The 11698-nt window shown below is 73.1% G+C and carries 13 protein-coding genes; 6 read left to right on the forward strand and 7 right to left on the reverse strand.

The features are described from left to right. Positions 1-16: 16 nt before the first annotated feature. The 4 genes from F5972_RS15695 to menB all read right to left on the reverse strand — a co-directional run bounded on the left by F5972_RS15695 (position 17) and on the right by menB (position 4934). On the reverse strand, positions 17-1183 hold the full coding sequence (locus tag F5972_RS15695) for an SGNH/GDSL hydrolase family protein (RefSeq protein ID WP_225311520.1): 1167 nt from the start codon (positions 1181-1183) through the stop codon (positions 17-19). A 385-nt stretch (positions 1184-1568) separates the two neighbouring features. Further along, the gene (locus F5972_RS15700; protein ID WP_150934226.1) at positions 1569-2210 is read right to left on the reverse strand and encodes a DedA family protein; all 642 of its coding nucleotides are present in this window, start codon (positions 2208-2210) and stop codon (positions 1569-1571) included. Positions 2211-2338: 128 nt separating this feature from the next. Continuing rightward, entirely contained in the window at positions 2339-3988 is a 1650-nt protein-coding gene (gene menD, locus F5972_RS15705) for a 2-succinyl-5-enolpyruvyl-6-hydroxy-3-cyclohexene-1-carboxylic-acid synthase (protein ID WP_150934227.1), read from the reverse strand. A gap of 115 nt (positions 3989-4103) precedes the next feature. Beyond that, positions 4104-4934, reverse strand: a complete 831-nt coding sequence (gene menB / locus F5972_RS15710; protein WP_150934228.1) for a 1,4-dihydroxy-2-naphthoyl-CoA synthase — start codon at positions 4932-4934, stop codon at positions 4104-4106. A gap of 124 nt (positions 4935-5058) precedes the next feature. Between menB and F5972_RS15715 the strand changes: the two genes are divergently transcribed. From F5972_RS15715 to F5972_RS15725, 3 genes are all read left to right on the forward strand, one after another. Then, positions 5059-6240, forward strand: coding sequence for an AMP-binding protein (locus F5972_RS15715; protein ID WP_225311521.1), 1182 nt, complete (start codon positions 5059-5061; stop codon positions 6238-6240). A 75-nt stretch (positions 6241-6315) separates the two neighbouring features. Then, entirely contained in the window at positions 6316-6636 is a 321-nt protein-coding gene (locus F5972_RS15720; RefSeq protein WP_150934230.1) for a hypothetical protein, read from the forward strand. Between the two features lie 180 nt (positions 6637-6816). Further along, positions 6817-8229 carry an RNA polymerase sigma factor gene (locus F5972_RS15725; RefSeq protein WP_150934231.1) on the forward strand — a complete coding sequence of 471 codons (1413 nt, stop codon included), beginning with the start codon at positions 6817-6819 and terminating at the stop codon, positions 8227-8229. Positions 8230-8318: 89 nt separating this feature from the next. Here the strand turns inward: F5972_RS15725 and F5972_RS15730 are convergent, their stop codons facing one another. Further along, positions 8319-8771 carry a hypothetical protein gene (locus F5972_RS15730; RefSeq protein ID WP_225311522.1) on the reverse strand — a complete coding sequence of 151 codons (453 nt, stop codon included), beginning with the start codon at positions 8769-8771 and terminating at the stop codon, positions 8319-8321. A 133-nt stretch (positions 8772-8904) separates the two neighbouring features. On the opposite strand from F5972_RS15730, the gene F5972_RS15735 reads away from it, so the two are divergent. Both F5972_RS15735 and F5972_RS15740 read left to right on the forward strand, forming a co-directional pair. Continuing rightward, positions 8905-9483 (forward strand): TetR/AcrR family transcriptional regulator C-terminal domain-containing protein, encoded by a 579-nt coding sequence (locus tag F5972_RS15735; RefSeq protein ID WP_150934232.1) that lies wholly within the window; start codon positions 8905-8907, stop codon positions 9481-9483. A 297-nt stretch (positions 9484-9780) separates the two neighbouring features. Continuing rightward, entirely contained in the window at positions 9781-9981 is a 201-nt protein-coding gene (locus F5972_RS15740) for a DUF5999 family protein (RefSeq protein WP_111698608.1), read from the forward strand. Here the strand turns inward: F5972_RS15740 and F5972_RS15745 are convergent. Next, the gene (locus F5972_RS15745) at positions 9968-10606 is read right to left on the reverse strand and encodes an alpha/beta hydrolase family protein (RefSeq protein WP_150934233.1); all 639 of its coding nucleotides are present in this window, start codon (positions 10604-10606) and stop codon (positions 9968-9970) included. The two genes, F5972_RS15740 and F5972_RS15745, sit on opposite strands and share 14 nt — an antisense overlap. 92 nt (positions 10607-10698) lie before the next feature. On the opposite strand from F5972_RS15745, the gene F5972_RS15750 reads away from it, so the two are divergent. Next, the gene (locus tag F5972_RS15750; RefSeq protein ID WP_150934234.1) at positions 10699-11106 is read left to right on the forward strand and encodes a hypothetical protein; all 408 of its coding nucleotides are present in this window, start codon (positions 10699-10701) and stop codon (positions 11104-11106) included. A gap of 18 nt (positions 11107-11124) precedes the next feature. On the opposite strand, the gene F5972_RS15755 is transcribed toward F5972_RS15750, so the two are convergent. After that, entirely contained in the window at positions 11125-11661 is a 537-nt protein-coding gene (locus F5972_RS15755) for a hypothetical protein (protein WP_150934235.1), read from the reverse strand. Positions 11662-11698: the final 37 nt, after the last annotated feature.

An 11698-nucleotide genomic window follows, 5' to 3' on the forward strand; every position in this document is an offset into this window, starting at 1 on the left:
GGCTTGGCGGGGGTTGTCACCAGCGCAGTGGGAGGGTGGCGATGAAGTCGCCGAGCCGCTGAGAGATGATCTTGTGGTCGTGGGCCGAGGGGTGCCAGTCGCAGCCGCCGTAGTCGAGGTCCGTGTTGTCGTAGTACCAGTAGCGGACCCGGTCGTCGCCCCGCTTGTTGCGGTCCTGGACGATCTGCCGCGCCGCGTCGGCGAACGCCGTCGTGTTGGACATGTACGTGGCGCTGACCACGATCATCGCCTTCTTGCCGTACCGGGACCGGAGCTTGTCGATGAAGCCGTGGTAGGCGCTCTTGTACGCGGCGACCAGGGTCTCCGGCGTCCACGGCTCGCCCGGGTTGATGGCGGTGGAGAAGTCGTTGATGCCGAGGCCGATCACGATCAGCTGCGGGTGCCAGGTGCCCGGGTTCTTCCAGACGTCGCCCGGCACGCCGATCAGGGCCCGGTCGTAGTAGGTGCGGTAGTCGGTGCCCGGCTCGATCCCGTTGTAGTTGCGCACCACGCCGCGCCCGGAGAAGGCGTTGATCTGGTAGTCGGCGCCGAGCCCGCGCGCGGTGAGGGCGCCGAAGCTGACGTCGGCGTTGGTGGTCCGGTCGATCTGGCCCGGGGCCGGGCAGCTACGGGTGTCGGACATGTTGCCGTAGCCCGCCGTGTAGGAGTCGCCGATGAACTCGATCTGACGACGGCGGTCGGCGGGTTTGGGCAGGATCGCGCCGCCGGGGGCGGCGACGAACCCGCCGAACTCGCCCACCGCCCATTGGCCCTCGCTGCGCTTGACGAGCCGTACGCCGTGCGCGCCGTTGCGGAGGTTCTTGACCCAATAGGTGGTGCGGCCGGGGGTGACCAGGGTGGCGACGGTGGCACCGTCGATCTGGACGTCGTAGTCGTTCGCGGCGTCGTTGAGCACGATCCCCACGCCGGTGCCGCGGAAGCGGCCCTCGAAGTAGACGCCCGGCCAGCTGTACCGCACGGAGCGTCCGGCGGCCTCGACCCGGCCGGCGGTGTGCGCCGTCGCCAGAGCGGCCGGAACGGCCTCCCCCGGACGCCCCGCCTGAGCCGGATCGGCCGCGGGCGGCGAGCTCGCCGCGGATGCGGCCGCATGGGCCGCCGCGGGCAGCAAGGTGGCGGTCACCGCCAGCGCGGCCAGTGCCGCGTGTACCTGAGTGCGTCGCACGGTCTTCCCTTCTCCCTGCCGGCGCGAAGGCGCCCGGGCCCGTCCGTCGGGGCCCCCGGGCGCCGGGGGGCCGACGCTGAACGTTTCACGGACGCGGGTACGACGGCGGCGAAGGCGGCGCACGCGGCCCGGTCGCACGCGGAGGTGCCGGGGCGCGGGTGACCACGGATGACCTGGGGGGCAAGGCTCACCCTCTGCCTCGGAGCGGACGGCAGGCGGCGGGACCCGGAGACGCTCCGGGGCCGGCGCCGGGTGCAGAGTGTCCGCTCCCCCACCGGAAGGTCAAGACCGCGGAAAGGCCCGAGCTTTCGGGAAGGTCGAAAACGCGGAATGGCCCGGCCCGGTGAAAGAGCCAGGGCCGATGGAAGAGCCGGGGCGGCTGCCCTCAGGCGGCGGTGGCGGTCTCCGGGACGGGCTCCTCCTCGCGGGCCGCCTTGGCGGCCCTGCGCTTCAGCCACATCGTGCTGCCCAGCCCGAACAGCAGGGCGATCACCAGCCCCACCCAGGAGAAGCCCTTCAGCCACTTGTCGGCTACGACGCCGAGGTAGTAGACGGCGGCCGTGGTGCCGCCCGCCCACGCGATGCCGCCGAGGACGTTGGCGACGAGGAAGCGCCAGTAGGGCATGTGCAGGGCGCCGGCCAGGGGCCCCGCGAGGATGCGCAGCAGCGCGACGAACCGGCCGAAGAACACGGCCCACATGCCGTGGCGGTTGAAGACCTGCTCGGCCTTGGCGATGTGCGCCGGGCCGAAGTGCTTGGGGAAGCGCCGGCCCAGCCGGTCGAACAGCGGCCGCCCGCCCTTGCGGCCGATCAGGTAACCGATCGAGTCGCCCACGATGGCTCCGCCGCTCGCGCACAACCCGAGGACCATCGGGTCGACGACCCCCCGGGACGACAGCAGCGCGGCGCTGACCAGGACGATCTCGCCGGGCAGCGGAATGCCCAGGCTCTCCAGCCCGATGATGGCGCCCACGAGCACATAGACCCAGACGGACGGGATGGTCTGCAGCCACTCGTCGACGTGCATGTCACTCCTCAGTGCGGAAAGCTTCCCCCATTCTGCCGCCGCCCCACCGATGCGGCATCCGCCGTGAGGACCAGAAGAGACCGTGCCGTGTGCGACCGGAGGATGATCGGGGGACGATCGGGGCGTGATCAGTCGCGCATCGCCGCGCGTACGGCCTCGCGCATCGCGACGTGGACGGCGGCGTTGCGCGCCCGGTCCGTCCGCGCCTCCACCAGGCGCAGGCCGTCCCCCTTGAGGGCCTTGGAGAGCTCCTCCGTCTCCTGCACCACCGTGTACGGCAGGCCGCTCGCGGCGGCCAGGTAGCCGAGGTCCACGCCGTGCGGCGTGCCGAAGACCCGTTCGAACGGATCCTCCAGCGCGGCCTGCGGCAGCAGCGAGAAGATCCCGCCGCCGTCGTTGTTCACCACCACCAGGCACAGGTCGGGCCGGGGCTCGCGCGGGCCGAGGATCAGGCCGTTCTGGTCGTGCAGCAGCGTGAGGTCGCCGATCAGCGCGTACGACGGGCCGTTGTGGGCCAGCGCGGCCCCGACGGCGGTGGAGACGAGGCCGTCGATGCCCGAGGCGCCCCGGTTGGCCATCAGCCGGAGTCCCCTGCGGGGCCGCATGGCCTGGTCGAGGTCCCTGATCGGCATGGACGACCCGCAGAACAGCAGCGACCCGTTGGGCAGCACCTCGGCGAGGTCCCTGGCCAGCCGCGGCTCGGTCAGCCCGGAGGAGTCGAGCACCGCGTCGATCGCCTCGCGGGCCACGTGGTCGGCGTGCCGCCAGGCGCGCAGCCAGGCGTCGCCGCCCGCGGCGATCGGGATCTCCACGGCCTGCGCGACCTGGGTGGCCGACCGGGTCGGGTCGGGCCACCGGGTGAGGTCGGGGGCCACCACGATGTGCTCCTCGGCCCGGCGCAGCCACGACAACAGCGGGCGGGACAGGCCCGGGCGGCCCAGGGTGACCACCACGTCCGGCCGGTGGGCCTCTGCGAACTCCTGGTCGCCCAGCAGGAAGTGATAGGCCGAGACGGCGTGGTCGCCGTACCGGCCGCCGCCGTTGGGCTCCGACAGCACCGGCCAGCCCGCCATGCCCGCGGCGGCGACGTAGCGGCGCACGTTGGCGGCGCCGTCGCCGACCACCAGCACGCCGCGCCGGGTCGGCGGGATGTGGAGGGCGGCCGACGGCGGCGCGACCCGTGCCCGGAACCACGAGCCGGAGGCGTCCCCGTCGAGCGACTCGCACCACGACGCGTCGCCGTCGGGGATCAGCGGCTCGCGGAAGGCCACGTTGAGGTGGACCGGCCCGGGATCCGGCGGCCCGGAGGCCCGCTGGCAGGCCCGGCAGACCAGCGACCGCCAGTAGGCGACCTGGCCGGGGCGGTCCTCGGGCACGCCGACCTCGGCGAACCAGCGCACGGCCGATCCGTACAGCTTGATCTGGTCGATCGTCTGGTTCGCGCCGGTGCCGCGCAGTTCGGGCGGGCGGTCGGCGGTCAGCACGAGCAGCGGCACGCCCGACTCGGACGCCTCGATCACGGCGGGGTGGAAGTTCGCCGCCGCCGTCCCCGAGGTGCAGACCAGCGCCACCGGCCGCTCGGACCGCTTGGCCAGGCCGAGCGCGACGAAGGAGGCCGAGCGCTCGTCGACGCGCACATGCAGGCGCACCCGCGAGTCGGCGTGCGCGGCGAGCGCCAGCGGCGCGGACCGGGAGCCGGGGGCGAGCACCACGTCGGTGACCCCGCAGCGCACCAGTTCGTCGATCAGTACGGTCGCGAGCGCGGTCGCCGGGTTCACCGCCGCGCCTCCCGAACGCCCCGGTCGGCCCGGTTTGTGTCCAACCGCCCGTCTCCTCCCGTTCCCGAAGCCGTCAGCGTACGGCACACCGGGGCAAACCCCGTCACACCACGCCCTATGGGCGGCGGGGGAACTTTCCGAAGTCGGGCCTGCGCTTCTCCTTGAACGCGTCGCGGCCCTCCTGGGCCTCCTCGCTCATGTAGTAGAGGAGCGTGGCGTCGCCGGCGAACTGCTGCATGCCGGCCGCGCCGTCGGTCACCGCGTTGAGCGCGCCCTTCAGCATGCGCAGCGCGAGGGGAGACTTCTCCAGCAGCTCGCGGGCCCACTGGACGGTCTCCTCCTCCAGCCGCTCCAGGGGCACGACGGCGTTGACCAGGCCCCACTGGAGGGCGGTCTCGGCGTCGTACTGACGGCAGAGGTACCAGATCTCGCGCGCCCGCTTCAGGCCCACGGTCTCGGCGAGCAGCCAGGAGCCGTACCCGCCGTCGAACGAGCCGACCTTCGGGCCGGTCTGGCCGAACCTCGCGTTGTCGGCGGCGATCGTCAGGTCGCAGCACACGTGCAGGACGTGGCCGCCGCCGATGGCGTAGCCCGCCACCATCGCGATGACCGGCTTGGGGCAGCGCCGGATCTGCACCTGCAGGTCCAGGACGTTGAGCCGGCCGACGCCGTGGGTCTTGTCGTCCACGTAGCCGTCGTCGCCGCGGATCTTCTGGTCGCCGCCCGAGCAGAACGCCCTGTCGCCCGCGCCGGTGAAGATGATCACGCCGACCTCGGTGTCCTCCTGCGCCCGGTTGAAGGCGTCCCGGAGCTCGAACAGAGTCGTCGGGCGGAAGGCGTTGTGCCGCTCGGGGCGGTTGATCGTGATCTTCGCCATCCCCTCCGCGGTCTCGTAGAAGATGTCCTCGTACTCGCCCGACCGCTTCCAGTCGACCCCGCTCGTCACACCCGCTCCTTCGCCGTCACAGTTCGTCGTCACAGTTCACCAGTCACCGGCACGCCGTCACCAGTACGCCGTCACCGGCCGGGCGGTCGCCTCCCGCCACCGCGCCGGGACTAACCTTACGACCGTGCTCAGCCGTCCAGGACACCGCCCGCGAACGCACCCGGGAGAGCGGCCGGTCCACGCCCTGGTCCTGCCGGCCGGTCCCGCCCTGTACGACGCGGTGCGGCGGGCCCTGACCGGCGACGGGCCGGCCGTGCTGCCGCTCTCCCCCGACCTGCCGCGGCCCGCGCTGGAGGCGGCGCTCGCCACGCTGCGCCCCACGCACGTGGTGGCCCCCGACGGCGTACGGCGTCAGCCGGACGGCGTGCCGTCCGGCGCGGCGCTGATCATCGCGACGTCCGGGTCGACGGGCGCGCCCAAGGGCGTCGAGCTGACGGCGGAGGCGCTGCTCGCGTCGGCCCGCGCCTCGCTGGCCCGCCTCGGGGCCGGGGAGGGCGACCGCTGGCTGTGCTGCCTGCCGCCCTCGCACATCTCCGGGGCGCAGGTGCTCGTCCGGTCGCTGCTGTGCGGCGCCGAGCCGATCGTCCACCCGCGCTTCTCCCCCGCCGCGGTCGCCGCGAGCGGCGCGGACCACGTCTCCCTCGTCCCCACGCAGCTGCGGCGGATGCTCGACTCCGGGGCCGGCGTCGCGGCCTTCCGCACGATCCTGCTCGGCGGGGCCGCCGCCCCCGCCGGCCTGCTGGCCGAGGCCCGCGCCGCCGGCGCCCGGATCGTCACGACGTACGGCATGAGCGAGACGAGCGGCGGGTGCGTGTACGACGGCGTGCCACTGGACGGCGTGGACGTCGCGATCGGCGGCGACGGGCGGGTGCGGATCGCGGGCCCGGTGCTGCTGTCCGGTTACCGCCTCCGCGACGAGCCGCACCTCGACGACGGCTGGTTCGTCACCTCCGACCTCGGATCCGTCGAGGACGGGCGGCTCACGGTGCTGGGCCGGGCCGACGACGTGATCAACACGGGCGGCCGGAAGGTCGTGGCCGGCGCGGTCGCCGAGGTCCTCTCCGGGCATCCGGCCGTACGGGACGTGGTCGTGGTGGGCAGGTCCGACCCGGAGTGGGGCGAGATCGTGGTGGCGGTCGTCGCCGGGAAGACCGGGGCGAAGGTCGGGCTGGACGACCTGCGGGCCTTCGCCAAGGAGCGGCTGCCCGCCTACGCCGCGCCGCGCGCGGTCGAGCTGGTGCCCCGGATTCCGCTCCTGCCGAACGGCAAACCGGATATGGTCGCACTCAGGAACCGGAACCGCTGATGACCTTCCTGCGTCAAAAAAGCAGGGGCGTCTACTGAGAGCGCTCGACCGGGAGCAGGGGAAGGGGGACGCCGCATGCGACCGATCCGGCTCACGCCGGCCCACAAGATGATGGCCTCCGCCGTGCTCGTGAGCCTCGTCATCCTGGGCGGTGCCTCGGTCACCGCCGCCGCCTTCGCCGCCCGGCTGGACAAGGTCGTGCAGAACGCCCCCGCCGTCAAGCTCGGCCCCGCCCCCACCGAGGATCCCGGCACCGGGGACTCCTCCGTGGTCTCCAAGGACCTCACCGACGACCCGGCGCAGGTCGGCGGCTACTGGACGCCGGAGCGTCTGGAGGACGCGAGCCCGATGCCGGTGCCCGAGCTCAGCATCGACATCGTCACGCCCAACGACTGAGGAAACGGCTCAAACGGCCCGCACGGCCGAACCGGAAGACCTGCCCTGCCGAGTCTGGGAACAAACCGGGCACGAGAGCGTTATTGATACTGGTGCGCTGAGCCGCCGGACGCCGCGCCCCGATCACAAGCATTTGAAACCCCGAATCGATCATGAACTCCGCAAGGAGGAGGTGTCTTCATGCCCCGGACCGCCGTGGCGAACTCGCACGAGCGCGAGGTGACCCCGACGACGCTCGACCGGCTCCTGGAGCGCGGCCGTACGCAGGGTCGCCTTTCTCTGTCGGAGCTGCGCGAGGCCTTCGCAGAGGCCGGCGTCAGCCCCGTCGAGGGCCGCTCCATCCTCCGCGAGCTCACCGAGGCGGGCGTGAACCTGGCCGCCGAGAACGAGCCGGGCCTCACCGCCGGCGCGCGGACGCCCGCGCAGAAGTCGACGCAGAAGTCCACGCAGACCTCCGGAGAGGCGCCCGCCAGGAAGTCGCGCCGGGCCGCCCAGGCCGCGGCCCAGGCCGCCGGGGACGCGCCCGCCCGCGGTGGCGCCGCGAAGAGGCGGACGGCCAAGGCGAACGCCGACACCACCGCCGAGGAGCCGTACGACGAGGACGTCGCCGGCGCCGAGGCGGAGGCCGAGGCGGCGGACAACGAGCCGCTCGACCTCGACGACACCTCCTCGGTCATGGGCGACTCGGTGCACACCTACCTGAAGTCGATCGGCCGCCGCACGCTGCTGACCGCCGCCCAGGAGGTGGAACTGGCCAAGCGCATCGAGGCCGGGCTGTACGCCGAGTACAAGCTGGAGACGGCCCTGGAGAGCGGCGACCACCTGCCCGCGCACGTCCGCGAGGACCTGGAGTGGGCCATCGAGGACGGCCGCAGGGCCAAGGACCACATGCTGGAGGCCAACCTCCGGCTGGTGGTCTCGGTGGCCAAGAAGTACACCGACCGGGGCATGGCCCTGCTCGACGTGGTGCAGGAGGGCAACCTCGGCCTGATCCGGGCGGTCGAGAAGTTCGACTACACCAAGGGCTACAAGTTCTCCACGTACGCCATGTGGTGGATCCGGCAGGCCATCCAGCGCGGCTTCGCCGACTCGGCGCGCACCATCCGGCTGCCCGTCCACGTGCTGGAGATGCTGTCGAAGCTGTCCCGCGTGGAGCGTGACATGCACCAGCGGCTGGGCCGGGAGCCCACCCCGGAGGAGCTCGCCGCCGAGCTGGACAAGACGCCCGACCAAATCGAGGAGCTGCTGCGCACCAGCCGGCAGCCGATCAGCCTCGACTCGACCATCGGCGAGGACGGCGAGACCCGCATCGGCGACCTCATCGAGGACGTCGACTCGCCCGAGGCGTCCGAGGTCGTCGACCGGCAGCTGCTGGCCGAGCAGCTCAAGGGCGTGCTCGGCAACCTGTCGCCGCGCGAGGCAAAGATCATGAGCCTGCGGTTCGGCCTGGCCGACGGCAAGCCCCACACGCTGGACGAGATCGGCAAGCACCTGGGCCTGACCCGGGAGCGGATCCGCCAGCTGGAGAAGGAGTCGCTCTCCAAGCTGCGCCACCCGAGCAACACCCGGCCCCTGCTCGACTGGGCCAGCTGAGATTCGGGCCAGCTGAGATACAGCCTGAACGACGTACGGCCCGCGCCCCTCGGGGGTGCGGGCCGTACGGCTGTCTCAGGAGCGGGCGGTCAGGCGCGGGCGGAGGCGAGGCCTCCGCGCACGTCGCGCGGGGTCAGATGGGCGGGGTCGCCCGTACGCCCGGCGCGGGGCACCCGCGGGATGCCGCTGAGCCGGTGCGCCTCGCGCATCGTGCGCAGGCGGTTCACCTCGTCGGTCCACAGCGCGCCGTCGGGCGTCGCCCGTCCCTTGCGCCGGGCGATCCTGCTGTCGTAGGACTTCACCCCGAAGGTCGCGCGCTGTCCCGCCTCGGCGGCGCGCAGCGCCTCGGTCAGCGCGGTGTCGAGGCCCAGGGCCGCCTCGCGGAGCACGGGCAGCGGCGCCCCGGCCGCCTTCGCCTCCTGGAACCGCCGCTGCGCCACCCGGACCTTCTCCAGCACGTCGCCGAAGTTCCGCCGGATCTCCAGATCCGCGTGGTAGCGGACCTCCGCCTCCCGGCTCACCCGCGGACGGAAAAACGCCATCGTCAGCCCCTTAGGTATCCACCCTGTGCAGTCACGTCGTGCACTCGGTAGCGTACGCGGTCCGCGCGAGGCCTCGCACCGCAGGGTGCGCCGCCCTTTACGAAGTAAGGAAAACTGTGGCAGCATGATCGTCATGCCTGCCAAGCGACCACCCGTGCCGCTGTCCCGGGAACGGATCATCGACGCCGCCCTGCACATCGCCGACGGCCAGGGGCTGCGCCGGCTGACCATGCGCCGGCTGGGCGACGCCCTCCAGGTGGAGGCGATGGCGATCTACCATCACCTGCCCCGGGGCAAGGAGGCGCTGATGGACGCGCTCGCCGAGCACGTGACGACCGTACGCGTCGACCCCGCCGAGGCGCCGGGCTGGCAGGACAGGGCCCGCGCCTGGGCCAGGGCGAGCCGCGCCGCGCTGCTCGAACACCCCGGCGTGCTGTCGCTGGCCCTCACCAAGCCGCCGAAGGGCTCGGCCCTGATCGCGATCAGGGAGCAGACCGAGCAACTGGGCGAGGCGGGCGCGCGCGACCCGGAGGCGGCCGTACGGGCGCTGCGGGCGTACGTCTTCGGCAGCGTCGCGGTGGAGGTCCAGCGGTCGGGGTGGGCCGACCCGGACGCGACCGTGCGCGACGCGCGGACCGCCGAGGGCGAGCACGACTTCGAGCACGGCCTCGACGCGCTGATCAGCGGACTAGGCGGACAACACGGCGGCTGACACCGGAGCTGTGGCCTCCTGGTTACCGGATGGTCGGCGTGTCGAGGTTGGAGCGTTATCTCGAATGGGGCATTCTTGTGTACTAGGTCACATCAGTGTGTGTGAGGCCGCTCGGGGGGTGTGGTCGGGTCCCCAGCCCGACCGGCGGAAATGCCCCGAACGGACTATGTCATGCAGATGGGGCCGAACCGCAGACTGGAGTAGTCCGATGTGTCGTACGTCATACGCGGCGCGACGGACACCCGGCGGAACACACGAACGTAAGACGAACGATAAAGAACACGGGGAGCCCCGGCGATGTGCCCTCATGAACCGGCCTGTCCCACTGCGGACGCGAAGGACCGAGAAGCCGCGCGAACGGTAGCCTGCCACCCCGAGCAGGGCTGGAGCCTGCTCTGCAACGGCGTGGTGCTGTTCGAGGACACCGGAGAGCTGTTGCCGGACGGCGGCGTCATCGCTCCGCACCGCCCCACCGACATGGCGATCAGCGCGGCCTAGCGGAGTAGCAGGTCTCCTGCTCCAGCAGCCACGGGAGCAGCCACCGCGCCACCTCCTCGCCCACCCGGGCGGGGTTCTTCCGGAACTCGTGCCCCTCCCCCGGGAGGACCACGAGACGGGCGGCGTCCTTCTCGTCCGGCACGCCGAACGGATCCCGATCCCCGCTGACGACGAGCACAGGGGTCCCCGCCTGCCGAAGCTCCTCCGCCCGCGACCGCTCAGGTCTCCCCGGCGGGTGCAGCGGGAAGGCGAGCGCCACCACCGCCCCGGCCCCCGCCGCACGTGCCGTGCGGCAGGCGACCCGCGCGCCGTTGCTCCGCCCGCCCTGGACGAGCGGCAGGCCCGGGTGACGGGCCCGCAGCGCGGCCACGACGGCCAGCCACGCCTCGTCCTGTTTCACGGCCGATCCCGGCGCCCGGGCGCCGCGCAGCCGGAACGGCTGGACCACCCGCGCGACCGTCACCCCCGCCGGCAGCACGGCCTCCCGTACGGCGAGCAGGTCGGGGGCGTCCACCCCGCCGCCGGACCCGTGCGTAAGCACCAGTAGCAGCCGGGCGCCCGGGGCCTCGTCCACCTCCGCCAGCGCCGGACCGTGCGGAGTCTCGATCTCCACCGCGGTTCCCATGCGGTGACCGTATCGGCTCCGCCCCGGGCAGGAGGTGCGGACCCTCCGTGGGGAGGATGGCAGGCCCCGCGAATGTGGGCCAGAATGTCAGGGTGCCGGAGATCGCATCGCAACCGCCCGCCGCCGGGCAGGGCTACAGGCCGCCGCAGCAGGCGGGGACGCCGTCGACCCGGGAGGACCTGCGCGCCGTCATGGCGGCCCGCCGGGACCTCGGCCCGGAGTACGAGGACGCGCTGGTCGACTCGTTCCTCGACAAGCTCGACGTGGAGATCGCCGCGCGGGTCCGCAACGAGGTCGCCGCGCAGATCGGGCACCAGCCGATGCCCGGGAGGCGCCCGAAGGACAGCTCGGTGGGCGTGGCCCTGGGCTCGCTCGGCATCGGCATCCCGCTGACCGCGATCGCCGCGGGCGCCGCGAACGGGCCGGGGCTCCTGCTCGCCTGGGGCGGGATCGTCGCCGTCAACCTGGCGTACGCGCTGAGCCGCCGCACGCACCGCTGACCGGCATGCGCCGGCCTGTCAGGCCTCGACGCTCTCCATGACCGGGCCGACGTCCCGGCCGAGGCGCAGCCGCACCTGCTCGGCGAGCGCCCGGTCGGGGTGGTCGAGGCCGTAACGCCACACGGTTTCTGCGTCCGCGTCGCGCCCCCGCAGGGGCAGCGTGCGGGCCAGCAGTTCGATCGCCAGCGCGCCGGTCTCGGCGTCCGGGCCCTCCCCGCGGCCCTCCTCCACCGCGCCGGCGAACTGGGCGCAGGCCATCTCCAGGTGCGCGATGCCGAGCAGCACGCGCAGCCGCGCCCGGTCGGCCACCGCGGGCACCGACAGCGCCTCCAGCAGCACGTCGGCGGCCCGCTCCGGCTCACTCTCGGCGAGCAGCCGCTCCGCCATCTCCTCCACGACGGCCGACAGGCCCGCCGCCGCCTCGGCGCGGTCGGGCGCCTGTTCGTCCGCGGCGAGCTCCGCGAAGATCGCTGCCGCCGCGTCGAGGTCGCCCGTCTCGGAGAGCCGGTGCGCCTGGTCGAGCCGGCCGGGCCGCCCGGGGTCGATGGCCGTCATGAGGTGGCCTCGCAGAGGTCGCAGGGACAGGAACCGT

Source organism: Microbispora cellulosiformans (assembly GCF_008728085.1).
Lineage (GTDB): Bacteria > Actinomycetota > Actinomycetes > Streptosporangiales > Streptosporangiaceae > Microbispora > Microbispora amethystogenes.